Here is a 23,431-nt window from a genome sequence, read left to right on the forward strand (position 1 = left end):
TTTCCTGGGGATTCTGGGTAAAGTCATCAAACAGTGTCACTGGCTATGCCACGCCTACTGTCTGATGGACAATCACTACCACCTCCTGATCGAGACCCCCGACGCCAATCTGTCGGTCGGCATGCGCCAGCTCAACGGCACCTACACCCAAACCTTCAACCGCGGTCAGTTAAAGGGGTCAGTACCCTTAAACGATCCTTTGCTCTAAACTACAATCCGAATAACACAACAACAAACATGACAAGAGCAGGCACATGCCAAGAAAGCCTCGCTTCTATCTGCCGGGCATCCCCGCTCACATCGTCCAGCGCGGCAATTGTCGTCAAGCCACGTTTTTTGGCGACGAGGATTATGCCGCCTACCTAAGCTGGCTTCACGAAGGCGCGAAGCAACATGATTGCGCCATCCATGCCTACGTGCTGATGACCAATCATGTTCACCTCCTGGTCACACCGCAGGACACCGAATCCATCAGCCGACTCATCCAATATGTCGGCCGTCATTACGTGACGTATGTGAATCATGCCTATAGAAAAAGCGGCACACTTTGGGAAGGACGGCACAAAGGATGCCTGATCTCCAGCGATAACTACCTGCTCACCTGCATGCGTTATATCGAACTCAATCCGGTGCGTGCGGGCATAGTCGCCTCTCCGGGCGACTATCGCTGGTCAAGCTATCGAATCAATGCCAGCGGCGGCGAGCATGCCACCATTACCCCGCATCCCTTGTATCTGGCACTTGGTCGGGGTTATGAAGAAAGAGGTTACGTCTACCGGGAATTGTTTCGAATCGCACTGGATCAAGACCAAGTGCGTAATATCCGGGCCACAGTGCAAACTGGGACTCCGCTGGGGAATGATCGTTTCAAGCAACAGATTGAGCAAACCTTACAACGCAAGGTTGGGCAATCGCGTCGAGGCCGACCTGAGAAAATTTCAGAATAAGGGTACTGACCCCTTTAGTAAATGACCGTCAATCTCATCCGCGAATCGACGAATAAGTCTTGGGCCTTGGGCAGTGACCGGTTCCGGGAGGAAATTGAGAGAGCATTACAACGTCGTACGCGTCCGTTACCGCGCGGCGGGGCGCGACGGCGTAATACAGAAACCGAAACGTCTGGGCTGGCATGAGCAATCGAGTCTGACCCTATTGCTTTGCTCTCGCCTTCAACCGTCTCACTCCCGAAAACAGCTTGCGCACGGCGAGGCGCGTGAGGTCGATGGGTCCCAGCCCCTCCGAGGTGATACGGCCGACAACGTAGCGCAGGTAAAGATTGAAACAGTACAAACCGCTCGCGATCCGGATTGACGGGATGATTCGCACAAATAAACCCAGCCAACGAGCCTGCCACAACCCGGGTACGGCGTCGGACGCTTCGCGCAGGTGAACGAGTGCTTCCTTCCTTTTTCCATGTTCCAGCGCGGTGCGGCCAGCATAATATTGATAAAGTCCGCGGATGCGTTTGATTTCGGGATCCGTTTTGCGTTCGTTCCAGAACAATTCATCGAACAGCGGCAATCGATGTACAGCATAACGGTATTCATTCACGCCCGTGGCGAGATGAGCCTCGGCGAGATCACGCCCACCCACGGCCTTGTTGTGCTTGATGGCGCCGGGAAGCGAGATCATGTTGGCACGAAAGTTACGATACAGGAGCCCCAGAAACCGGTAATCCGCCGCGGTGCGGTAGTTCTCCGGAAACAGGCCGATGGTGTCCAGCGCCTTGCGCGTGAGTATGGTGATGGGTAGCCAGCCCAAATGACGAAAGCGCAAGTACTCGAAGATGTGGCCACGGTAGAGGGCGGCATCGCTGTAACCGGCCCGGACGGCGATATTCCGACCCCAGTCGCCGAGTGGCTCGCTAGTATCGTAGACACGCAGGTAATTATCGGATTCGCCGGGTGGCAACTCAACCAGCTGCGATCCGACCGTGCGCGCCATGCGCGGAAACTTGTTGGAGATTTCGTATATATCGTGTCGCACCCGCGAACCGACGCCCCAATCCTCGAGAAACTCGGTCATCACGAATTGATCTTCCGGGGACCATTTGAGGAAGGCCAGCGTGATTTCGAGAAAGTACGGCAGCCATTCGTCGTCCGAATCAATGAAGGTAAGATAACGCCCGCGGCTGTTGCGCAGCCCGTTGTTGCGCGCAACATAACAGCCTGCGTTTTCCTGGCGGATGAGCCGGACGCGCGGGTCCAGGCCCTCGACAAGGGACGCCGTCCCGTCGGTGGAGCCGTCATCGACAATAATCAACTCCCAATCCTGGAAGGTCTGGCGTCGGACACTGTCAATGGCGCGCCCGATGGTGTCGGCGCGATTGTAGGTCGGCATGATGATGGAAACTTCGGGCATAGCGGGGCGTTACATTCAGCTTCTTATTGGTAGTCTCGCAAAACCCACCGCGAACACTCCAAGCCCGCGTCAGGCCCTGGAAGTGTAGCATGAAAGTTGGGGCCCCCCGGTGACGACACGATGGCGCAACACGGGTGCGCCGGAAAACCCCGTGGACGTGCGGCTGATATTATTCTCGTCTAAGATGATTATAGACAGGCCGGCATGTACCATTTCAGCGCCTTAATTGACAAGCACCTTGGCCTATTCCTGACATGATCAACGCGTTTCTCAGACATCTGCGAACTGACGGCCTGCGGGGCACCCTGGCCGCCTTGATCGACTTCAGCCAGCACCTGTGGCGGCGCTGGGCCGATGCCAGCTTTGACCGTCGGTATGGTACCGACACGCAGGGCATTACCGATGACATGACCGAGCTCGGCGTGTTCACGGAACATCGACTCAATGCTTTCGGCTACGAAGGAATACAAATTCCCGTGTTCCAGAAAATGCTGCGCGAGCTGAAGCTTGATCCATCTGAATATGCCTTCGTGGATTTTGGATCGGGCAAAGGGCGCGCGCTTATGATGGCTGCTGAATATGGCTTTGCGCGAACCTATGGCGTGGAATTCTCACCCGTGTTGCACGAGATTGCACAAAAGAATATTGCGATATTCGGACAACGCAATCCACGGGCGTGCCCGATTGAGTTGCGTCTTCAGGATGCGATGGAGTTTTCGATACCGGATGAGAATCTGGTGTGTTTCTTTTACAACCCGTTCGACGACAAGGTAATGCGGCAAGTCGTTGGCAACATCGCCGACTCTTATGCGCGCCACCCGCGAAAGCTTGCCGTGGCCTATCGCAACCCTCTCTGCGCTGAACTGTTCGACAATCTCGGGTTTCTGCAGCTGGTCAGCTCTACACATCGCTACCATATCTATAAAAGTCGCTGAAGCGGAGCAGTGTCTGGCAACTGGTTTATTGTGCGTAATCGATCGCCACGCCCTGCGACAGCAATTCATCCCGTCTGGCGGCGTTGTAGGAAGAGAAGGTGGCATGCTTGTGGTAATGCTTGCCGCTGACGTAGCGCAGCAGTTCCTTGAAATGAAAATGGTACTGCATGCCGTCCATGCGCATGCGCTCCTTGCCTTCGTTGAAAAACACCACGCCCGGCCGGTAAATCAGGTTCAGTCGCTGCGCCCAAGCCCTGGGCGTGGTTTTGCGCCCGTCAATATCGACCATCGCTGAATCCGAATAGGCATCAAGTCGGACGATTTTGTATTTGGCCAGCTCCGGCTGGACCTCGGCATGATTCAGCACCTTGGCATGAAACTCGTCGCAATCCGCACAATCCTTGTCCTCAAAAATCACTGCAAGCGGTTTTGAATAGCCCTTGAAATCAGTCATGTCGGTAAATCGCGCATCCGGCCGGAAACGGTAAACCGCGGCCTTGTTCAGTTTTTCCACATAACTTGCCAGCGATTGTGACTGATAGTGCTTGCCGTGCACGTAGTCGAGCGCCTGACGCAGGACGGCCGGCTTGCGGTAACCGTTCAGCTGCAGCACGGTTTTGCCTGTGGCATCGAAAAACACCATGGTCGGCGTGGCCACGACCTTCAGTTTTCGGGCCAGTTCCGTCTCCGAGTTGGTCTTGCCGTCGAACCACTCCACGCTGTTGCCGCCTCGAATATTAATGGCGATGACGTCGAAATATTTTTCTGCGAAATCTTTCGCCTCGCCACGACGAAAGTTCTCGTCCAGAAGCCGCGCGCAATAGGGACACTCGTCGAGGTACATGAATAACATCACATGCCGGCCCTGCGCTTTGGCTTCCTCCACGTCCTCATGCAACACGAGAAAGCTTTTCTTGAACCAGTCGGGTAATTCATAAATCTGTCCGCCGGTCAGCTGGCCACGCGGCGCCTCATCCCCCGCGGCCGACGCCAGGCTAAAAACTGTCATGGAGATTATTGCCACGACGATTCTGATCAACATCACAATTGACTCCTTACAGTTCACTGGCCGCGCGCGGCACGGCGCAACAGGAACAGGGCCAGAGCAAAAAAGGCCACGATCGGCAACAACGAGGCGGCCACGGGAGGCAGCGCGTAGAGCGCGCCAAAATAACCCAAGCTCTTGTGAATAATCATAAACATCAGTCCCAGCATGATGCCGATGAACACCCGCTGGCTCAGTCCCCCGCTGCGTATCTGCCGGAAAACAAAGGGCGTGGCCAGCAAAACCATGATGAGAATGGCGAGCGGCATGAAGCACTTCTGCCAGAATGCCAGCTGGAAGCTGCGCGTGTCCTGATTGTTCTGCTGCAAATGGCCAATGTAATAATGGAGTTGCTGAATCGAAAGGCTCCCGGGCCGGATCGCGAACACCGACACCACATCGGGTGTGATCGCCGAGTGCCAGTCCTCTTCCGGGACACGACGAGTCTGCACCGCCTCGTTGCCCACAATCAGGCTTTCGCTCACATTCTGCAGGCGCCATACCCCGCCTTCGTAGTGGGCACGTTGCGCGCTTGTCTGGATGCGCAGTCGGGAACGATGATCGAAGTCGTATAGGTTCATTTGCAGAAGGCTGAAGTCCGGCAGCACCTCGCCGATATTCACGAACGTCGTGCCGCTGCGCAGCCAGATGCCCGAGCTTTTTTTCTGTAACGGGGTTTCCAGGGCACTGGCACGTCCGGTCTGGGCCATGTTTTCCGATACCGGCACGACGTATTCGCCCAGCAGCAGGATCACCAGCGCAAACAGCAATCCCACTTTCAGCGTCGCCAACACTATGCGCGTTACCGACACCCCGGCGGCGCGCATGGCGGTCAGTTCGGAATTGAGCGCGAGAGTGGATAAACCCATGATCGTGCCGATCAAGGCGCCAATGGGCGCCAACTCATAGACCTGTTGCGGTTGCTTCAGGACAACATACTTGACCATCTCAAACAGCCCGAAATTTGCCTGGCCGTAATCCTTCAGGGCACTGATCAGGATAAAAAACGCCGCCAACGCCACCAGCACGTTAAGCACCAGCAGAGTGCTGTAAAGAATCTGCCGGGCGATCAACCGATCGAGCAATGAGGGCATCATGCGCGCTTCAACCTCATGGGCAGGGTAAACAACGGCAGGTTCTGCAGACGCCGCCGCAACAGGTAAACAGCCGCCAATCCCATGCCGCCATGCACCCACCACAGACCCACGCTGGCAGGCACGCTCCCGCTCTGCAACATGGTCTCGCCGATGCCGAGCAGGTTGGAATAAATAAAATAAATCACGATGGCGACAAAAAAATTGGACATGCGCCCACGGCGCATGTCGGTAAACGCGAACACCATGGCATACAGGGCCAACACAAACAGGACGACGGTCTTGCCCAGTCGCCAATGCAATTCCGCGCTGGCTTTCGGGTTGCCAAGCTGGCCCAGCAGCGACATATTCGGCAATCCCTCCATCGGCACCAGCGGTTCGTCGATCATCTTGGGCTCGATGCGCAGGTTATAGACGCCGAATTCAAGAATGCGGTAGTTGGCCGCACCGGGTTCGCCTTCATAGAACGTTCCGTCATGCAGCGCGATGAACTTGTCGCCGGTTTTGGCATCGGTAAACGGTCTGCCGGTTTTCGCCACCAACACGCCCTGGTTGCCCTGCTCCAGACTGCTGACGAATACACCCTCCAGACCACCGTCCCGGCGTGTTCTTTCAGCGTAGAAAATGCGCCCCGCACGCGCGGACTCGGTAAACACGCCGGGGGCCACCTGATCGGGCTCCAAGCGCTGGGAGCTTTCGACTTTGACTCTTTCAATCTGTCGCACCGTCAGCGGTGTGGTGTAGAACGACGCCACCATGACCACCACGCCCAATGACAGCCCGATTAACATCACCGGGCGCAGGAAGTGCATGAGCCCGATACCGCAAGCGGCCAGCACCGTCATCTCGCTATCGCGATACCAGCGTGACAGCGTCAACAGGATGCCCAGATAAAACGCCAGCGGCAGCAGAACGTCGATTTTCCCGAGCATCTGGTAGCCGAGCAGGACATAAAGCACGCTTTCAGAAGTGCCGCCCCGCACCACCCGCCCCAGGAGCCAGGTCAGGTTCATCATGGACATGACGATCAGCAGCACCACCGCAATCCCCAAGGTGGTGACGGCGGTTTCCCGGTAGAACGCGCGATTAATGATCAAGGCGTGAACACCGGGCAAGGCTTTGACAACGGGCGCGCAAACATTGGAAAATGCCACTCAATGGCCGGAATGGAGGGTAACCCATCAAAAATACCACTTTCTCACGCACAGTCACACCTAATGGCTTGATTGCAAAACGGAACCGTGACCCGAAGTCGACAAAAATATACCATATCCTGCAGCGTCGGGGCGTGAAATAACTACAGGGAATCGGCATGGAATTCATCGTCAAAAGCGGCACTCCCGAAAAACAGCGCACGGGCTGTGTTGTGGTCGGTGTTTTTGAATCGCGCAAGCTGTCTGCCGTAGCGCACCAGATCGATGAAGTCTCGGGCGGCGCCATCAGCGCGATACTGCGGCGCGGCGATCTCGACGGCAAATCCGGCCACACCCTGCTGCTGCACAACATTCCAAATCTTCCCAGCGAACGCGTATTGCTGGTCGGCTGCGGCAAGGAAAAAGAATTCAACGAAAGTCGTTACCGTGATACCACCGCCAAGGCGGTTAGCGTTCTGAAGAACACGGGCTCCACCGAAATCACTTCTTACCTGACTGAAATTGACGTCAAGGGCCGCGACATCGCCTGGAAAGTGCGCCAAGCCGTGGAAGTAATGGAAGCCACGTTGTACCGCTTCGACCAGCTCAAGAGCAAACCAGATAATCAGCGCCGCGCCTTGCGGCGTGTGGTGCTCGCCGTACCCAAGCGTAGCGACCTCGGTCCCGGTGAACAGGCGATTCGTGAAGGCCAGGCCATTGCAGAAGGCGTGAAACTCGCGCGCGATCTCGGCAATCTTCCCGGCAACCTTTGTACCCCCAGTTATCTCGCCGAACAGGCCGTTGAGATCGGCAAACAATACAACCTGAAAACAACCGTGCTGGAAAAGGAGGACATGCAGAAACTCGGCATGGGCGCGCTCTTGTCCGTGTCACGCGGCAGCCGCCAACCGCCCAAGCTCATCGTGCTTGAATACCAGGGCGGCAAGGAAGGCGAGTTGCCCGTGGTGCTGGTCGGCAAGGGCCTCACCTTCGACGCCGGCGGTATTTCGATCAAGCCGGCGGCCAACATGGATGAGATGAAATTCGACATGTGCGGTGGCGCCTCCGTGCTGGGGGCGGTGAAGGCCGCGGCCGAACTGAAATTGCCGCTGAATATTGTCGGCATCGTACCAAGCTCGGAAAACCTGCCCGACGGCGATGCCAACAAGCCCGGTGATATCGTCACCAGCATGTCCGGCCAAACGGTGGAGGTGCTCAATACCGACGCCGAGGGCCGACTGATTCTGAGCGATGCCCTCACCTACGCCGAGCGCTTCAACCCGGCGGCGGTGATCGACATCGCCACGCTCACCGGAGCCTGCGTCATCGCGCTGGGCGCGCACGCCAGCGGACTGCTGTCCAACAATGACCCGTTGGCGCGTGAAATCATCAATGCCGGCAAGTACACCCACGACCGTGCCTGGCAGTTACCGCTGTGGGATGAATACCAGAAACAACTCGACAGTAATTTCGCCGACATGGCCAATATCGGCGGACGCGAGGCCGGTACCATCACCGCCGCCTGCTTCCTCTCGCGCTACGCCAGGAATTTCAAATGGGCGCATCTCGACATTGCCGGTACCGCCTGGAAAACCGGCAAGGAAAAAGGCGCCACCGGTCGGCCGGTTCCGCTGCTGGTGCAATTTCTTATCAACCGCGCGCACAAAAGCGACGCGGAAACCTCGGCATGACGCGCGTTGATTTCTATTTGCTCAACCATGCCGCCGATGGCAGCCAGGACGCCGCTGTTTGCAAGCTGGCCCACAAGGCCTTCCGCCTCGGTCACCGCATTTATATCCTGACCCCCGATTCCAGCCACGCTCAGCGGCTCGACCGTATGATGTGGATATTCAGTCCCGGCAGTTTCATCCCCCATGGATTGAGTTCAAACACCACGGATGCCGACATGCCGGTATTGATCGGCTATGATGAACCGGCCGCATCGCACGAGGATGTCTTGATCCAGCTCACGCCGCAGGTACCGGAGTGCTTTAGCCGCTTCCAACGCGTCGCCGAGGTGGTCAGCGGCGCCGACGCGGACAAGGCACAGGCGCGTGAACGTTTCCGTTTTTATCGCGACCGCGGCTACACGCTGCAAACACACAATATTTCCGCCGGTGATTTCGTCGAGGCCTGAGTCATGGAAACGCCCGATCCGAAATATAAACACAAACCTTCCGAGAAACACACGCTCGAAGAGGTGCTGAAGTCGCTACAGGACCTGATACGCAACGATTTCTCCGAGAGTACGGCCGGCACAAACAAACCGATAACGTCAGCGACGGAAGCGCGCCACCCCGATACCACGCCGGAGCCGAAACAGCGTCGTGAAAGCAAGCCGGTGGCACGGGAAGATTTTGCTCCGGTGTCACCCGGATCGGGACCGGTCAATCTGGATGCCGTGATGCGGTCATTGAAAGACCTGATTGGAAACGAACTCAACGTTGGCGATGCGCCCAAACCGGCGAGTGAGATGAAATCCGCGGCACATGACGAGTATTTGTCCGCTGAAGAAAAAATCGAAGAGTACATCCCGGAAGAACTGGCAGATCTCGATAATGAACTGACCATCGACGAAGCGCCCGCCACGAAGGAAACCAAATCAGCGCCGTCACGCTATGAGTTTCCTGCGCCTGAAGAAATTACTGCAGCCAGCCTGCCGGAAGAATTAACTCCGTTCGGTGAGGACTTGACCATCGAAGCGCCATCGGCGCTCGAGTCTCCGTACACCTTGCCTGTTGAACCGGCAGAACCATCTGGTGAAATTGCAGCAGAGCCGACTCCGAGCATGGTGGAACCTGTCCCGGAGGAATTCACGCCGCTCGACGAGGAGTTGACGTTCGAGGAACCGCTGGAAGCGGCACCTCCCCCCGCCGTACCGACAGTGGCAGCAGAACTGCCCGGTGAAATCTCGCCGGAGCTTTTCGAAGAACCTGTGACACCGCCACCAGCCGCGGTCACGTCCATGTCAGCGCCAGAGGTGAATCTCGCGGCAGGCACACAGCATGAAATGTTCCTTGAGACTTCGTCGCCACGTCCCTCTGAGCCCGAGGCGGTTGCAACAGACTCCGCCCCGGCAACGGCCGCGGACGCAGCGCCCGTCGATCAGCACGAACAACCCATGGAAGCGAAGCAGGAAAGCGTGCCCGAGGCCCTGCCGACCATTGAAGTCGAAGAAAGCTTCGATGATCACGATTATTTCGCCGCTACCCCGCCGTCAGCATCGGAATCAGAAGAGACCATTGCCGTGGACGCGGAAATCACCTCTGAACCGGAGATCGTTGCGACCCCGGCAGCAGAACCTACAGCGCCACCAGCGCCTCCGGAAATAGCGGCGGCTCCAGAATCACCTGTGGCGTCAGTCAAAACTACCGGGAAGAAAATTACCCTGGAGACAGCGAACGAGCCGACCCCGGAATGGCAGCGGGATGGTTATTCAGTAGACTTCAATTCGTCTGACCTGAGTCCGCCGCTGCCGGAAGAATCGGATATTGCCCCCCCTCAAACCAGCTCGACAATTGCTTCTGCCGAGGAAAAGTTTCAGCACAGTTATTCGGTGGATTTTGAATCGTCCGATTTGAGCCCACCGTTGCCGGAAGAATCGGATTTGGCCTCGTCAGAGGCAGGCGCGTCAGCGGAGAACGAACCCCCGGTCGAATTAGCCAAGGCCGACAGTTTCCCGGCACCGGAATCCAAACCCGCGGCACCGCCGCCGGAACCGCCCGCCGTTGAAACCAAGTCCGAAACTCCGGCTGAAACAGAATCGCCGCCACAGATCACGGATACGGCAGTACCAGAAGCGGAGGCATCGGCAGCGTCCAATCTCGATGACATTCCGGTACTGAATGAAGTGGTGGCGCCGCCCGCGGGGCGCGTGTCGAAAACCAAACCTTCCAAGCCCTCCCCCAAACCATCGTTGCCCGCGCCGGACCGCGCGCGCGAAATCGTGGTGCGGGCGGTGGCCAAGCTCAATGTCGAAATGCGCAAAACCGGCAGCGCCGGGCTCGACACCAAGACCATCCTGCGGCTGCAACAGCTGATACGCCAGGAACTCGAAAAAGGCGGGGAGAAATGAAGCAACCGGATAATCAAGTGAAATAAACCCGATAACTCACTAGAATTCCGCCCCCTGTTTCAACATTTACTGTTTCCTTGAGTAGTTTTCGGGAAGGGGTAAGGTACTTTCCCGAGCATCATAAAATGAGCCAGAACCCACAAAAACCCGCTGGCGGCGACCCGACGTCCGAGAGCACCCTGAGCAAATCCTACGATCCGCACGCGATCGAAGCACGGATCTATGAAACCTGGGAGCGCGCAGGCTATTTCTCCGCCACCGGTCAGGGTGCTCCCTACTGCATCATGATCCCGCCGCCCAATGTCACCGGTAGCCTGCACATGGGTCATGCGTTCCAGGACACGCTCATGGACACGCTCACGCGCTACCACCGCATGCAGGGCGACAACACCCTGTGGCAGGCGGGCACCGACCACGCCGGCATCGCCACCCAGATGGTGGTCGAACGCCAACTCGAGGCCGAGGGCAAAACGCGCCACGACCTCGGGCGCGAGGAATTCGTCAAGCGCGTGTGGAAGTGGAAGGCCGAATCCGGCGGCACCATCACGCGCCAGTTGCGGCGCATGGGCGCCTCGCTCGACTGGTCACGCGAACGCTTCACCATGGACGAAGGGCTGTCGCGCGCGGTCACCGAAGTCTTTGTACGGCTTCACGATGAAGGTCTGATTTATCGCGGCCAACGCCTCGTGAACTGGGACCCGGTGCTGCACACCGCGGTCTCCGACCTCGAAGTCGTTTCCGAGGAAGAAGCCGGCCATCTCTGGCACATTCGTTATCCCATCGTGGGCACGAAGGAACATCTCGTTGTCGCCACCACCCGTCCGGAAACCATGCTGGGCGATACCGCCGTGGCGGTCCATCCGGAAGACGAACGCTATAAGAAATTCATCGGCAAGGTGGTCGAGCTACCGCTCACGGGCCGCAAGATCCCCGTTATCGCCGACGACTATGTAGACAAGGAATTCGGCTCCGGTTGCGTCAAGATTACTCCCGCGCATGACTTCAACGACTATGAAGTCGGCAAACGACACAACCTGCCGCTGATCAATATTTTTTCTATTGACGCACACATTGAACTATCGGGCTCTCCTTATCATGGGCTCGACCGCTTCAAGGCACGCAAGCAGCTCGTCTTGGATCTCGAAACTCAAAATCTGCTCGAAAGGGTCCAGGACCATAAACTCATGGTTCCGCGCGGCGACCGTACCGGTGCCGTGATCGAGCCTTTTCTCACTGATCAGTGGTACGTGAAGGTCGCGCCGCTCGCCGCTGAGGCCATCAAGGCGGTCGAAGATGGCCATATCAAGTTCGTGCCAGAGAACTGGACTAAGACTTACTACGAGTGGATGCGCAACATTCAGGACTGGTGTATCTCACGCCAGATCTGGTGGGGCCATCGCATACCGGCGTGGTATGACGAGAATGACAAGTTCTACGTCGGCCGCACTGAGGCCGAAGTTCGCGCCAAACACAATCTTGGCGCTCGCGTCCTGAAACAGGACGAGGATGTGCTGGATACGTGGTTTTCTTCAGCACTGTGGCCATTCTCAACCCTCGGCTGGCCGGAGCAGACCAAAGAGCTGAAAACCTTTTATCCCACGAGCGTACTGGTTACCGGCTTTGACATCATTTTCTTCTGGGTTGCACGCATGATCATGATGGGGCTCAAATTCACCGGCGAGGTTCCGTTCCAGCAGATATATATCACCGGCCTGATTCGCGATGCGCATGGTCAGAAGATGTCGAAATCCAAGGGCAATATCCTCGACCCGATCGATCTTATTGACGGCATCGATCTCGAATCGCTGGTACGCAAGCGTACCAGCGGACTGATGCAGCCGCAGATGGCGAAAAAGATTGAGCAGGCCACGCGCAAGGAGTTCCCGCAAGGCATTCCGACCTTCGGCACCGATGCCCTGCGCTTCACCATGGCCAGTCTCGCCACCCAGGGACGTGACATCAAGTTCGATCTCGGGCGTATCGACGGGTATCGCAATTTCTGCAACAAACTCTGGAACGCGGCACGCTACGTGCTGATGAACACCGAGGGTCAGGATTGCGGGGTGAGCGCAAAAATTGAACTCAATGCCGCCGATCGCTGGATTATTTCGCGCCTGCAGGAAGTCGCCGCAGAAGTGGAAATGAATTTCCGCGACTATCGCTTCGATCTTGCCTCGCAGGCGATTTACAGCTTCGTCTGGCATGAGTATTGCGACTGGTATCTGGAGCTCTCCAAGGTCGTGCTGACCGGCGTCGACAGCCGGCCGGAACAACTGCGCGGCACGCGCCGGACCCTGGTACAAGTACTGGAAACTGCGCTGCGCCTGCTGCACCCCATCATGCCCTTCATCACCGAGGAAGTCTGGCAGCGCATCGCGAAACTCGCAGGTAAGGCTGGCGCCACCATCATGCGCGAGCCCTACCCTCGGTTGGATAAAAACCTGATCGATACCGAGGCGAGCGAGGAAATGCGCTGGGCCATGGCGGTGATCACCGGCGTGCGCAACATCCGCGGCGAAATGGACATCTCTCCCGGCAAACCGCTGCCGCTAATGTTCCAGGATGGTTTCGCGGCTGACAAAAAATATCTCGAAACCAACCGTCCGTATCTTTCAGCGCTGGCGCGGGCCGAATCCATTACCTGGCTCGACAAGGGGCAGGAGGCACCCGAATCCGCCACGGCCCTGGTCGGTCACATGAAAGTACTCATTCCGCTCGGTTCACTGATCGACAAGCAGGCGGAACTGGATCGGCTTGGCAAGGAAATGGAAAAAATCGAAAAGGACCTGTCCAAGGCCAAAACCAAACTGGCCAATGCTGATTTCGTCGCGCGCGCGCCAAAAAACGTGGTTGAGCAGGAGCAAGGTCGCGTGCAACAATTTGAAACGGCACTGGTCAATCTGCGAAACCAGCGCGCCAAGGTAGAAGCGTTGCCGGGCTGAGCCGGAGGCGCATCATTATCCCTGACATTCACCACAAGGAGTCACCATGAAAACCGGTTTTGTGTTCGGCTTGCTCGCCCTCTCCCTTTCCCTGAACGCCTGGGGCAAGGAGCCAGCGAGTTTCAAGACAGACAAACAGAAATTTAGTTACACCGCAGGTTACCAAATCGGACAGAACCTGAAGCGCCAGAACCTCGACCTGGATTCCAAGACCTTTAGCCAAGGTGTGCAGGACGCAATATCTGACGCCAAGCCCCGTCTCAAAACAGAAGAAATGCAGGCGGCAGTTCAATCTCAGCAGAAAAAAGATATGGAAAAACAGGAGGTACTGATGAATAAGAATCTGGAAGCCGGACAGGCCTTTCTTGCGACCAACAAGAAAAAGGATGGCGTGATAGCACTGCCCAGCGGTTTGCAATACAAGGTCATCACCGAGGGCAAGGGCAAGCAACCCAAGAGCACCGATTCGGTTGTCGCCCACTATCGCGGTACGCTGATCAACGGCACCGAGTTCGACAGTTCTTACAAGCGCAATGAACCGGCGACTTTCCCGGTGGCGGGCGTGATCAAAGGCTGGCAGGAAGCCCTGCCATTAATGAAGGAAGGTTCCAAGTGGCAGGTATTCATCCCAGCCGATCTGGCCTATGGCGCGCGCGGTGCTGGCGCGGCAATCGGCCCGAATGAAGCGCTGATCTTCGATATCGAACTGCTTAGCGTGAAGAGCAACGCCGAAGGCGCGCAGGCCAAGGAAGATAAATAGAAAGAGATTCTCAGCCCCGGCGCTTGAGTTTATACGAGGTCATATCCTCCACCAGCGCCGGACAGGGAATAGCGTCGAGGTTGCCATATTGTCCTATTGCCTGATCGACGAGGGCATGGATATTCCTCACCTCGGCTGAATCGGCAGCACCGGAACTCAGGAGCCGCTGCAATCCCAGCAGGCCGCCAAGCTGGATTTTGACCAGCACGCTGTGGGGCATGCTGAGCAGATCGTCCTCCACCCCAAACGCGGGCAAAGCCGCGGCTTTCATTTGCTGGTATAGCTTCTCGCAGCGTAGATGAGCCTCTTCAGATGCGCAGGCAATATCCGGCCCGCCGCGTCGTGTTACCTGTTCACCCTTCTCACAGCCAAACTGTTTGGTGATCAGGGTGTTACTGAAGGCGCATTTGTACGGTTCCATGCATTCGCCTTGCCCTTGCTTACTTGGGTTTTTCGTCCGAACCGCTGATATGCCAGTCGTAGGCACAGTCCAGATGAGTGCGCACGGCAACAATGCCTCCCAATCCATCCTCAAGCATGGCGGCCAACGGTGAGCGGTTGTCGAAGCGATGATTCATCTTGTTCATCCAGATGTTTCCCATGTGCGCGTTGCGCGGATAGGACGTACGCAGGGCGTCGGCAATGCCGATCAGATGCTCGATACGCTCCATGACTGGCTCGCCTTCCGGAAACGGGGTGCCCTGACGATATTGACGCACCGCACCGGGACGCGTGCCTGCCGGCAGTGCCAGCAAGGCGATCTGGTCGGCAGCGGCGATACCCCAACTATCCAACAGACCGACAATGGCGCGGGTCAAGGCAATGCGGTCTTCCAAGTTCATTTTCTGCATGCTGAGACCAGCATGGTAAATCCCGCCAATGATGGCTGTAAACGCACATCATTCATAATGACATCCGGCCGAGTAAAGCCGTATCAGTGCTCGCGCGTGGCGAGAAAACGGATCTGCGGCCAGCGCTCCATCGTGAGATGGAGATTAACCAGCGTCGGCGCCAGATAAGTCAGGTTGCCAGCCCGATCGAGAGCGAGACGGGCCTCGCCATTGCGACGGAACTCCTCAAGCTTCTTCGGCTCATCGCAGTCCACCCAGCGCGCGGTGGTTACGTCAATGTCATCGTAGGTGCATTCCACGCCATATTCGTGCTTCAGGCGATAGGCCACCACGTCGAATTGCAGAGCACCCACCGCCCCGAGAATGAGGTCATTGCTGATCAACGGACGGAATATCTGCGTGGCGCCCTCTTCACTCAGCTGATCCAACCCCTTCTGCAGCGCCTTCATGCGCAGCGGATCACGCAGCACCACGCGCCGGAAGAGTTCGGGTGCAAAATACGGAATTCCGGCGAATTTCAGGTCCTCTCCCTCGGTGAAGGTATCCCCGATCTGGATTGTGCCGTGGTTATGCAAGCCGATAATGTCCCCGGCATAGGCCTCGTCGACCTGTTCGCGCTCGCGAGCCATGAAAGTAATCGCATTGGCGATCTGAACATCACGATTCAGGCGCACCTGATGCATTTTCATGCCTTTCACATATTTACCGGAAGTAATGCGGAAGAACGCGATGCGGTCGCGATGTTTGGGGTCCATGTTCGCCTGGATCTTGAACACGAAACCGGTCAAGGCCGTCTCGTCCGGCGCCACCGTGCGCGTGTTGGTCGTGCGTGCCAGCGGCGGCGGTGCGTGCCGCGTAAAATCATCAAGTAATTCGCGTATGCCAAAATTATTGATCGCCGAACCGAAGAATACCGGTGACAGCTCGCCGCGCAAATACTGCTCCGGATCAAACTCATGGCTAGCGCCCTTGACCAGTTCGATTTCCGTCCGCAGCTCAGTGACCTGTTCGCCGAGTATAGCGTCCAGTTCCGGATTGTTGAGGCCGCGAATAACCACGCCTTGCTGAATCTTGCCACCATGTTGCGGGCTGAAAAAATGCACGCTGTCTTGAGCCAGATGATAGACACCCTTGAAGCGCCTGCCGCTGCCAATGGGCCAGGTCACGGGTGCGCAACGTATCTTGAGCACGGTCTCAACTTCATCCATGAGTTCGACCGGATCGCGCGACTCACGATCGAGCTTGTTGATGAAGGCCATGATCGGTGTGTGCCGCAAGCGGCAGACTTCCATCAGCTTGATGGTGCGCTCCTCCACGCCCTTCGCCCCGTCGATCACCATCAGCGCTGAATCCACGGCCGTGAGCGTGCGATAAGTATCCTCGGAAAAATCCTCGTGGCCGGGCGTATCGAGAAGATTAATGATGTAGTCCTGATAGGGAAATTGCATCACCGAGGAGGTCACGGAGATGCCGCGCTGTTTCTCGAGCTCCATCCAGTCGGACGTGGCATGCCGCGCCGCCTTGCGTCCCTTGACCGAACCCGCAAGCTGGATCGCGCCACCGAACAGCAACAGCTTTTCGGTAAGCGTGGTCTTGCCCGCGTCGGGATGAGAGATGATGGCGAACGTGCGACGCCGGGCGATCTCGGACAGGAAATCGGTCATGCCTGATATGAGAAAAATTGAGGCGTGCGATTATACAAAAAAGAAACCCCGCCATGGGCGGGGTTTCCAAACAGACGGCTTATGCCAGTCTTAGGCGTCGACGACAACCTTGGTTGCCTGCATGCCTTTCGGACCCTTCTGGGACTCGAAGCTCACGCTCTGCCCCTCAGCCAGGGACTTGAAACCGCTGCCCTGGATGACGGAGTGATGCACAAACACATCTTCGCCGCCATCCTGCGGTTTGATGAAGCCAAAGCCCTTTGAATCGTTGAACCACTTAACTGTACCAGTACGCATTAAATAACCTCGAATAAAAGTTGGTGTTGTGATGCAGAGCGTGAAAGGAATTTACGGGAGTGATCTAAGTTGCGGATCCACCGAAATACTGACAACAAACTGCAGTCAGGTAAAATATAGCCGATCATTTGGCGAAATGCCACAAATTGATGACTTGAGGGGTCCCGCCCCTGGCAAGGGCCGGCCGGGCGTCAGACCCCGCGCCACAAGGCACGCAGGCGGAATCGCGCCCGCATCGGGAAATCCAGTATCCCGCGGTGCCGGCGCACCTCGCGCAGATATAGCTTGGCGACCCGAAAACCGAGACGGAATGAGCGTCGAAAATATTCGACCTTGGTCAACTGGCCGCCCTTCAAGGCATGCTCGAAACCGGCATTGAAACGGGTCTCCCGCAGAGAAGGCGGTATTCGCAATCCTATGTCACGCGGCGTCGGATAGGTATGCAACATGATGACCTCCTGCATCAAGGGGCTTATTTTAAATATAGACTCTCACCAACCCGGTTGCTGCCTTGTGTCCTGGTCGGGTCTTTGTAATATCGTAAAACACGGCCAATTCCCCTTACGTCTTCGACGCCACGGCGGATAATTTCCACAAGTTGGTGCTGGAAAATTCCGACAAAGGTCCGGTGCTGGTGAACTACTGGTCGCCACGTGCCGGCCCGTGCCTGATGCTGATGCCGCGCCTCGTCCGCCTCGCCACCGAGTTTGGCGCGAGCTTTCTGCTCGTGATGTTAAACACCGATGACCTCGGGCGTCTGGCGCGTGAGCACGGCGTCAACAGTCTTCCCACGGTCAAGGTGTATCGACGCGGCAAAGTGGTCGACACGCTGCATGGCGCCGAGTCAGAAACGATATTGCGCAAGTTCATATCTAAACACGTGTAATATCGCTGCCCGAAGAAACCCGACAACATCCGGAAATCCGCATTCTGTCCACACATGTGGGCTTTATCCGCACGTCACAGGACGCCCCGCCCATCGAAACGCTCGAACGCGCTGTTACTGATAATCCCGATGACCTCGAGACACGTTACAACTGTGCGCGGTCAATATGACACAGGACAATTTTGAAGAAGCCATGAAACAGTTGCTGGAAAACGTCCGACGCGACAATACGTTTCGTCATCAGGCCGGTCGTGACGGCTTGTTCGCCATTTTCAGTCTGCTGGGTAAGGATGACGAGCGTGTTCAACGGTACCGCACCCTGCTGAACCAGGCGATGCCCTGGATTGGGGCAGTAAACCAACTAATCTTTTCTCGCACATTTGTATGTGCGCCTTCTCCCAATAAAACATCAATTTACTGATACCTCGACGGTCAAAAGTGGCCGTTCGTCGGTCGCGAGGCATAACCCGATACCTTCATCGTCTATATATCAATAGGTAGATGAAAATAAGGGGTCATTTTCAGGGGGTTCCATGTCAGCCAGATCCACGTGTTTATTTCTGATTCTATTCCTGTCGATGTCGGGCATACCGGCATTCAGCGCCGGCCTGGAAGACGCCGATGAGCGACTGTTCAAGGTGCAATTGGCGATGGCGGAGAATGGCAGCTCACGGGCGCAGTATTATCTGGGCGAAATGCACGAAAACGGATTGGGCACCAAGCAGAACGTCGACGAGGCATTTAAATGGTACGCCAAGGCCGCGGAACAAGGCGACTCCCTGGCCAAGCGGAAAATCGCGCTTCGTCGGGAGATCATCAGTGAGATACAGAAGGAACAAGAAGCCGAGAAAACGAAATCTCCCAGAACCACTGTATTCTCAGGGAAACCAGACAACGTGTCCCGAAAAAACAACATCTCGACGCCAGTGACTGTGGCACAGACTGATCACGCCCGGCAGACGGAAGACAGCATCAAGGCCGCAGAGAAAGCAAAACGACGTGCCGCGGTACGCGCAATGATTCTCGAGCGCATGCGTCATCCGGTTGGCGAGCTGTTTGAATAACTACTGCTGATCGGTGTTTAAAGCAGGTTTACGCCACATCACCAAGGCGGCGCTTGGGCGCATCCGAGCTCTTGACGATTTCATCTACCAGCCCGTCATCTATCCATAAAAATACCGCTCGCGTTACCGCGGAAACGGTGTACATACGAGGCTTGAGGCAGGAGACCGGGTTACTGGCCGTGGGTGTGCCGCCCTCGATGTTTTTCGGCACACCGTCAGCCGCCACCAACTGCACGGTTCCGTCGACGAGATAGAGATTCCAGGTGTCCTTCGTTCCCCTTTCGAGCAACTGCGTTCCGGGCGGCACTTTATATACCAGGCATTGCTCGGCAAGCATTTCCAGCTTGCCATGATCCAGCTCGCGAAAGCGGGTGAATAGCTTCAGAATCTGTGGATCTGCCGGCTCCGGATGACCAAGCAGCGATGAGCCGATATTCCTGATAAGAGCACTATCGCTGGCATGGCCCGCCACTTTACCGTCAGACTTTGAATTCAGCGTTACCTGGCGTTCTGCGCGTTTGCCGACATCTCCATAAGGATCGTTGGTTGTTTCAGCATTCGCGCTTACGGCATTGCGGCGGATATCCTCAATCAACGTAAATTCCGCGGACTTGCGCATGCCTTTCTTGACGATGCCCTGGTAAATCTTGTCTTTGAGAATGGCAATCTCGGGTGTATGACGCTTGCCCATCGGGATACCGGCCAGCAAATTGAGAATTTCAACCACCGGCGTTTCCCGATCGGCCGGCGTTACCGGACGATCAAGAATCGCCGCATATTTTTCCAGCGTCGCACCTCTGTCATAAAGAACAGGGCAATACACCGGCATATCGGGACTTGAAACATCCTTGTAGTCAAGGAAAATCTCCATGCCACGGTATATGCTTTTTTCCCGATTCTTTTTTTGAAATGAGGTTAGATCGATTTCTGCTGTCATCCCTGAAACGGGGTATAGCCGCCGGGCAATATTTCTTTCAAGGAACAAGGTCTCAAACCCCCATGGCCTTTTCTCCGGCGTCCGGTGAATAATGGCCAGACGGAAATTTCCCTGCATGGGATTTTGCAGATAGGTCATCAGGAAACGGCGATTGTATTCGGCAAAGGCCTCGGTGAGCTTGGCGTCCACGACAAATTTCTTGTCCTGGTCATGCGTACCAAGCTGACCGTCGGGTGTCAGCACATAGAACCCGATCAATCCGGTAAATGTTTCGACCGTTTTCATATTTTCATTATTACCCAAGACAGAAATTTCATTCTCCGTCGATGCCGAAACACAAAATCCGCAAACCGCCGGCAGCGGGTTTGCGATCCTGATCCGGCCTGATCCCTGCCGTTTCAATTACCTCATTACTTAAGCTTAGGTAAAAGCAAGGAACATGCCAGGAACACCCTGATTTACCGATGTTTTTCTGCGACGTATTGCATGAAAAGCCCGGATAACTAAGGGAATTTTCAGGCGAGGAACTGATGGGTGGTGGGTGCTACGGGGCAAAAATCGTCATGCGACACAAATGTCGCCCATAGCCGCCCAAATAGGGCACGGTCACAAGGGCCGACAACTTCAGGGGACAAAACGGCCACGGAGTTAGCGAAGCGGGACAACGGGTACGCTAGCGAACGCTTACTCGACGCGACACGCCTCGGTGAAATCCAGTCGTGGACCACGCGGGTGTATACGGGAGACATCCGCATGACCGATGGCGCAGATGAAATTCGACATTACTTTTCCATCGGGGAAGAATTCCGCGTCCAGTTTTTTCTTGTCAAAACCCGACATTGGTCCACAATCGAGGCCGAGGCTGCGCGCCGCCAGAATAAAATAGGCGCCTTGCAGCGAACTGTTGCGAAAGGCGGTTTCCTGGATTTTCTCCGGCTTGCCCGCAAACCAGGATCTTGCCTCGAGGTTGTGCGGGAACAATTGAGAAAGCTTTTCATAAAACTCCATATCCATGCCGATAATAGCTACGACGGGCGCCGTCATGGATTTATCGACATTGCCAGAATCCAGGCAGGGTTTGAGACGTTCCTTGGCCTTCTGGCTGCGTACGAAAACCAACCGCGCGGGTGTACAATTTCCGCTCGTAGGGCCCCATTTCATCAGATCGTAAAGATTATGGAGCATGTCGTCGCTGACCGGCTTATCGAGCCAGTAACTGTGGCTGCGGGCAGAGCGAAACAAAGTATTCAGCGCGTCATCGCTGAGAGGTTTAGTGCTCATGGTGTCTCCAATCATGGAATGCCATGTCTATTTATCAGATAACCAACATTCATTCAAAGAATGTCCACGAATAATCCATTGGAATCCGGCATCCAAGACCCCATTAAGAGTTTTTAACCATACAAGGAAATCATGTCATTCATTCAGCAGGCCATCCTGACCAAAAAAGCAGCACTCGCCGACACCATCAGCGAACCGATGGCAAGGCTCGGCAACCGCTGCGCCGACGTCTGGCCTGACGCGGGCGCGCTTGATCGTCTCCTGGGCGAGGCGATTGGGTCAATCCCCCACTGTCATCTGCTCTATGCCTGGGACCTCAACGGCATCGAAATATCGTCCATGGTCCAGGCCGGCGGCGCCGACCCCTCTTGGCGCGGACGCGATCTGTCGCAACGCCCCTACCTGAAAAACCACCTGCCATTCAAGGGCGTGATGCTGTCGTCGGTGTACATGAGCCAGTATCTGCCCAAGCAGTGCATCACCGCGCTGCAGGCCGTGACAAAAGACAACAACCTGCTTGGCTTCATCGCCGCGGATTTCGCACTGGACGATCTGCTGCATGACTCACGCCTGACGGCGCCCGAAATGCACTGGCAGCAGTTCCGTGGCGATCCCGCCGTGCGCGGCACGATGTTCATGCAGGAACGCGTACCCAGCCTGCTGGACCAGCGCATTGACGAGGTACTCGATCTCATACACCGCCTGATGTGCGACCACGGCGTGTTTCACAGCAAGATTCACTTTTCCAGCGGGCGCTGTTCTTTGTGGCTGTTTAACGACCCCTATAACTACCGGCTGCACCGGGTGGACGAAATCATCAATCCGGATTTCTGCCTGGCCTACCCGGTTTGCCCTTATCCAGAGAACGCCAAGGTCTCGCCGGATCAGATCCGACAAGTCCTGGATGAGCTCAAGGCCCTGCGTTTTGCCGATGAAACCATTTACCTGCGCTCCAGTTCCATCAACATCATGAACGGTCTGGTGGGTCTTACCTTCTCCTGCGACGGCTCACACTACATGCCGGTCGAGGAATTCCTGGAGAAGGACCTCTCTTTCTGGCTCGGTTCGCTCAATATCAAACCAGAAGTTGCTGCGATTTGATCCACAGCCTAGCGGCACTTGAAATACGTCTAAGTAATGATGCCAGTCGCATGTGTTTGACCGTTTCTCTTCCGGATTTGTCTATACTTGGAATCGGGTGCAGTCAAAAATCACCCACTTGAGTCTACGGATGTCCGGTACCTCGAACGTGCAGTAACCGAACGGGAGGTAGACGATGAAGACGGTAAATTTGCAGCTCATCACCATTGATCTGGAGAACGGGCAACAAGGGGTTTTCATTGGTTTCCCCCTGATCACGGAGGAAAACAGCGAATTGGACAGTCAGGTGGAGGAGATCTGGTTTTCCAATATACAGGAAATTCCGGACGACCTTAGCGTCAAAAAACTCATGTCTCTGATCGCGATACAGCTCTGCCGGTGTAGAGCCTCACTGCAATAACGGCTGATCGCGATCTTCGCGTTTTTCTCCGCCGGTCACACCGGCCTGAAGCTTCTTTTTTCGCATTACATCTCTATGCTCATCTTGTCGGCCCGGAACAAGCCCACCAGTGTTTTAGCGTCCATAATTTCACCCGCCCGCGCCTTTGCCAGGGCCTTGGCAAAGGGAACCCAGTGCACCTCAAATACCTCATGGGCCTCAGCGCTGGCCGACACTTCGCTGAGATTACGCGCCAGGAACAGATGCACGACTTCCGTGAAAACACCGGGTGAACTGATGATTTTACCCAAGGGTTCCCAGCGAGTAGCCAGCACACCGGCCTCCTCCTGCAACTCACGTTGCGCGCTAGTGAGCGGCGATTCACCAAGATCCAGCTTGCCGGCAGGCAACTCCCACAGCCATCCGCCGGCGGCATGCCGGTACTGGCGCAGCAGGCAAACCTGATTTTCAGAATCCAGAGCCACGACAGCCGCACCGCCCGGGTGTCGCACGATTTCCAGCTCGGCAACCGCGCCATTGGGGAGTGTCACCTGCTCAAGATAGAGATCGATGATTTTTCCACGGTAAACAAGCGTTTCTCTGTCAGCCACTTTTCCCCCTCGGCA

Annotated in this window: 23 protein-coding genes and 2 pseudogenes; 13 read left to right on the top strand and 12 right to left on the bottom strand. The window is 56.1% G+C overall.

Annotated elements, in window-relative coordinates; all coding sequences use genetic code 11:
• Nucleotides 1-163: pseudogene (locus NUV55_RS09770) on the top strand (transposase); the annotation flags it as partial.
• 91 nt (nt 164-254) lie between these two features.
• Nucleotides 255-947, top strand: a complete 693-nt coding sequence (locus NUV55_RS09775) for a transposase (RefSeq protein WP_296672492.1) — start codon at nt 255-257, stop codon at nt 945-947.
• Nucleotides 948-1,149: 202 nt separating this feature from the next.
• Here the strand turns inward: NUV55_RS09775 and NUV55_RS09780 are convergent, their stop codons facing one another.
• Nucleotides 1,150-2,361, bottom strand: coding sequence for a glycosyltransferase family 2 protein (locus NUV55_RS09780; RefSeq protein WP_296672494.1), 1,212 nt, complete (start codon nt 2,359-2,361; stop codon nt 1,150-1,152).
• 254 nt (nt 2,362-2,615) lie between these two features.
• Here NUV55_RS09780 and NUV55_RS09785 point away from each other — a divergent pair, with 254 nt between their 5' ends.
• Nucleotides 2,616-3,296 carry a class I SAM-dependent methyltransferase gene (locus NUV55_RS09785; RefSeq protein WP_296672495.1) on the top strand — a complete coding sequence of 227 codons (681 nt, stop codon included), beginning with the start codon at nt 2,616-2,618 and terminating at the stop codon, nt 3,294-3,296.
• A 25-nt stretch (nt 3,297-3,321) separates the two neighbouring features.
• On the opposite strand, the gene NUV55_RS09790 is transcribed toward NUV55_RS09785, so the two are convergent.
• Genes NUV55_RS09790 through lptF form a run of 3 tightly spaced genes read right to left on the bottom strand, consistent with a single transcriptional unit; the run spans nt 3,322 to nt 6,532 of the window.
• On the bottom strand, nt 3,322-4,338 hold the full coding sequence (locus tag NUV55_RS09790; protein ID WP_296672497.1) for a thioredoxin fold domain-containing protein: 1,017 nt from the start codon (nt 4,336-4,338) through the stop codon (nt 3,322-3,324).
• 20 nt (nt 4,339-4,358) lie between these two features.
• Entirely contained in the window at nt 4,359-5,438 is a 1,080-nt protein-coding gene (lptG, locus tag NUV55_RS09795) for an LPS export ABC transporter permease LptG (protein ID WP_296672499.1), read from the bottom strand.
• Nucleotides 5,435-6,532, bottom strand: coding sequence for an LPS export ABC transporter permease LptF (gene lptF, locus NUV55_RS09800; RefSeq protein WP_296672501.1), 1,098 nt, complete (start codon nt 6,530-6,532; stop codon nt 5,435-5,437). The genes lptG and lptF overlap by 4 nt, the downstream gene beginning before the upstream one ends.
• 215 nt (nt 6,533-6,747) lie before the next feature.
• Here lptF and NUV55_RS09805 point away from each other — a divergent pair, with 215 nt between their 5' ends.
• The 5 genes from NUV55_RS09805 (at nt 6,748) to NUV55_RS09825 (ending at nt 14,345) form a co-directional block, all read left to right on the top strand.
• The gene (locus tag NUV55_RS09805) at nt 6,748-8,259 is read left to right on the top strand and encodes a leucyl aminopeptidase (protein ID WP_296672502.1); all 1,512 of its coding nucleotides are present in this window, start codon (nt 6,748-6,750) and stop codon (nt 8,257-8,259) included.
• Nucleotides 8,256-8,705 (top strand): DNA polymerase III subunit chi, encoded by a 450-nt coding sequence (locus tag NUV55_RS09810; RefSeq protein ID WP_296672504.1) that lies wholly within the window; start codon nt 8,256-8,258, stop codon nt 8,703-8,705. Before NUV55_RS09805 ends, NUV55_RS09810 begins: the two co-directional genes overlap by 4 nt.
• A 3-nt stretch (nt 8,706-8,708) precedes the next feature.
• On the top strand, nt 8,709-10,643 hold the full coding sequence (locus tag NUV55_RS09815) for a hypothetical protein (RefSeq protein WP_296672506.1): 1,935 nt from the start codon (nt 8,709-8,711) through the stop codon (nt 10,641-10,643).
• A 179-nt stretch (nt 10,644-10,822) separates the two neighbouring features.
• Entirely contained in the window at nt 10,823-13,585 is a 2,763-nt protein-coding gene (locus NUV55_RS09820) for a valine--tRNA ligase (protein WP_367280399.1), read from the top strand.
• Nucleotides 13,586-13,631: 46 nt separating this feature from the next.
• On the top strand, nt 13,632-14,345 hold the full coding sequence (locus NUV55_RS09825; protein ID WP_296672510.1) for an FKBP-type peptidyl-prolyl cis-trans isomerase: 714 nt from the start codon (nt 13,632-13,634) through the stop codon (nt 14,343-14,345).
• A gap of 10 nt (nt 14,346-14,355) precedes the next feature.
• On the opposite strand, the gene NUV55_RS09830 is transcribed toward NUV55_RS09825, so the two are convergent.
• The 5 genes from NUV55_RS09830 to NUV55_RS09850 form a co-directional block, all read right to left on the bottom strand.
• Nucleotides 14,356-14,766, bottom strand: a complete 411-nt coding sequence (locus tag NUV55_RS09830; protein WP_296672511.1) for a hypothetical protein — start codon at nt 14,764-14,766, stop codon at nt 14,356-14,358.
• Between the two features lie 19 nt (nt 14,767-14,785).
• On the bottom strand, nt 14,786-15,187 hold the full coding sequence (locus NUV55_RS09835; protein WP_296672513.1) for a hypothetical protein: 402 nt from the start codon (nt 15,185-15,187) through the stop codon (nt 14,786-14,788).
• A 92-nt stretch (nt 15,188-15,279) separates the two neighbouring features.
• On the bottom strand, nt 15,280-16,860 hold the full coding sequence (locus tag NUV55_RS09840; RefSeq protein ID WP_296672515.1) for a peptide chain release factor 3: 1,581 nt from the start codon (nt 16,858-16,860) through the stop codon (nt 15,280-15,282).
• A gap of 90 nt (nt 16,861-16,950) precedes the next feature.
• The gene (locus tag NUV55_RS09845; protein ID WP_096360074.1) at nt 16,951-17,157 is read right to left on the bottom strand and encodes a cold-shock protein; all 207 of its coding nucleotides are present in this window, start codon (nt 17,155-17,157) and stop codon (nt 16,951-16,953) included.
• A gap of 191 nt (nt 17,158-17,348) precedes the next feature.
• Nucleotides 17,349-17,606: a hypothetical protein gene (locus NUV55_RS09850; RefSeq protein WP_296672518.1), complete on the bottom strand. Its 258-nt coding sequence runs from the start codon at nt 17,604-17,606 to the stop codon at nt 17,349-17,351.
• Between the two features lie 134 nt (nt 17,607-17,740).
• Between NUV55_RS09850 and NUV55_RS09855 the strand changes: the two are divergent.
• The 3 genes and pseudogenes from NUV55_RS09855 to NUV55_RS09865 all read left to right on the top strand — a co-directional run.
• Nucleotides 17,741-18,043 (top strand): annotated as a pseudogene (locus NUV55_RS09855) (thioredoxin family protein); the annotation flags it as partial.
• Between the two features lie 151 nt (nt 18,044-18,194).
• Complete coding sequence (locus tag NUV55_RS09860; protein ID WP_296672802.1) at nt 18,195-18,464, top strand: tetratricopeptide repeat protein; 270 nt, start codon at nt 18,195-18,197, stop codon at nt 18,462-18,464.
• A gap of 112 nt (nt 18,465-18,576) precedes the next feature.
• Nucleotides 18,577-19,107 (top strand): tetratricopeptide repeat protein, encoded by a 531-nt coding sequence (locus NUV55_RS09865; protein ID WP_296672520.1) that lies wholly within the window; start codon nt 18,577-18,579, stop codon nt 19,105-19,107.
• Nucleotides 19,108-19,135: 28 nt separating this feature from the next.
• On the opposite strand, the gene NUV55_RS09870 is transcribed toward NUV55_RS09865, so the two are convergent.
• Nucleotides 19,136-20,329, bottom strand: coding sequence for a hypothetical protein (locus NUV55_RS09870; protein ID WP_296672521.1), 1,194 nt, complete (start codon nt 20,327-20,329; stop codon nt 19,136-19,138).
• 399 nt (nt 20,330-20,728) lie between these two features.
• Nucleotides 20,729-21,325: a malonic semialdehyde reductase gene (locus tag NUV55_RS09875; protein ID WP_296672523.1), complete on the bottom strand. Its 597-nt coding sequence runs from the start codon at nt 21,323-21,325 to the stop codon at nt 20,729-20,731.
• A 132-nt stretch (nt 21,326-21,457) separates the two neighbouring features.
• Between NUV55_RS09875 and NUV55_RS09880 the strand changes: the two genes are divergently transcribed.
• Nucleotides 21,458-22,426: a hypothetical protein gene (locus tag NUV55_RS09880; RefSeq protein WP_296672525.1), complete on the top strand. Its 969-nt coding sequence runs from the start codon at nt 21,458-21,460 to the stop codon at nt 22,424-22,426.
• 175 nt (nt 22,427-22,601) lie between these two features.
• Nucleotides 22,602-22,826, top strand: a complete 225-nt coding sequence (locus tag NUV55_RS09885; RefSeq protein ID WP_296672526.1) for a hypothetical protein — start codon at nt 22,602-22,604, stop codon at nt 22,824-22,826.
• 65 nt (nt 22,827-22,891) lie between these two features.
• On the opposite strand, the gene NUV55_RS09890 is transcribed toward NUV55_RS09885, so the two are convergent.
• Nucleotides 22,892-23,416 (bottom strand): NUDIX hydrolase, encoded by a 525-nt coding sequence (locus tag NUV55_RS09890; protein WP_296672528.1) that lies wholly within the window; start codon nt 23,414-23,416, stop codon nt 22,892-22,894.
• Between the last annotated feature and the right edge of the window lie 15 nt (nt 23,417-23,431).

The organism is Sulfuricaulis sp., from assembly GCF_024653915.1.
GTDB lineage: Bacteria > Pseudomonadota > Gammaproteobacteria > Acidiferrobacterales > Sulfurifustaceae > Sulfuricaulis.

What these genes read in the sequence shown, in the direction of transcription:
- NUV55_RS09845 (WP_096360074.1), bottom strand. Translation starts at nt 17,157, where the DNA reads ATGCGTACTGGTACAGTTAAGTGGTTCAACGATTCAAAGGGCTTTGGC.
- NUV55_RS09780 (WP_296672494.1), bottom strand. Translation starts at nt 2,361, where the DNA reads ATGCCCGAAGTTTCCATCATCATGCCGACCTACAATCGCGCCGACACC.
- NUV55_RS09785 (WP_296672495.1), top strand. Translation starts at nt 2,616, where the DNA reads ATGATCAACGCGTTTCTCAGACATCTGCGAACTGACGGCCTGCGGGGC.
- NUV55_RS09775 (WP_296672492.1), top strand. Translation starts at nt 255, where the DNA reads ATGCCAAGAAAGCCTCGCTTCTATCTGCCGGGCATCCCCGCTCACATC.
- NUV55_RS09880 (WP_296672525.1), top strand. Translation starts at nt 21,458, where the DNA reads ATGTCATTCATTCAGCAGGCCATCCTGACCAAAAAAGCAGCACTCGCC.
- NUV55_RS09790 (WP_296672497.1), bottom strand. Translation starts at nt 4,338, where the DNA reads ATGTTGATCAGAATCGTCGTGGCAATAATCTCCATGACAGTTTTTAGC.
- NUV55_RS09810 (WP_296672504.1), top strand. Translation starts at nt 8,256, where the DNA reads ATGACGCGCGTTGATTTCTATTTGCTCAACCATGCCGCCGATGGCAGC.
- NUV55_RS09805 (WP_296672502.1), top strand. Translation starts at nt 6,748, where the DNA reads ATGGAATTCATCGTCAAAAGCGGCACTCCCGAAAAACAGCGCACGGGC.
- NUV55_RS09835 (WP_296672513.1), bottom strand. Translation starts at nt 15,187, where the DNA reads ATGAACTTGGAAGACCGCATTGCCTTGACCCGCGCCATTGTCGGTCTG.
- NUV55_RS09875 (WP_296672523.1), bottom strand. Translation starts at nt 21,325, where the DNA reads ATGAGCACTAAACCTCTCAGCGATGACGCGCTGAATACTTTGTTTCGC.
- NUV55_RS09850 (WP_296672518.1), bottom strand. Translation starts at nt 17,606, where the DNA reads ATGTTGCATACCTATCCGACGCCGCGTGACATAGGATTGCGAATACCG.
- NUV55_RS09885 (WP_296672526.1), top strand. Translation starts at nt 22,602, where the DNA reads ATGAAGACGGTAAATTTGCAGCTCATCACCATTGATCTGGAGAACGGG.
- NUV55_RS09870 (WP_296672521.1), bottom strand. Translation starts at nt 20,329, where the DNA reads ATGAAAACGGTCGAAACATTTACCGGATTGATCGGGTTCTATGTGCTG.
- NUV55_RS09825 (WP_296672510.1), top strand. Translation starts at nt 13,632, where the DNA reads ATGAAAACCGGTTTTGTGTTCGGCTTGCTCGCCCTCTCCCTTTCCCTG.
- NUV55_RS09830 (WP_296672511.1), bottom strand. Translation starts at nt 14,766, where the DNA reads ATGGAACCGTACAAATGCGCCTTCAGTAACACCCTGATCACCAAACAG.
- lptG (WP_296672499.1), bottom strand. Translation starts at nt 5,438, where the DNA reads ATGATGCCCTCATTGCTCGATCGGTTGATCGCCCGGCAGATTCTTTAC.
- NUV55_RS09865 (WP_296672520.1), top strand. Translation starts at nt 18,577, where the DNA reads ATGTCAGCCAGATCCACGTGTTTATTTCTGATTCTATTCCTGTCGATG.
- NUV55_RS09815 (WP_296672506.1), top strand. Translation starts at nt 8,709, where the DNA reads ATGGAAACGCCCGATCCGAAATATAAACACAAACCTTCCGAGAAACAC.
- NUV55_RS09840 (WP_296672515.1), bottom strand. Translation starts at nt 16,860, where the DNA reads ATGACCGATTTCCTGTCCGAGATCGCCCGGCGTCGCACGTTCGCCATC.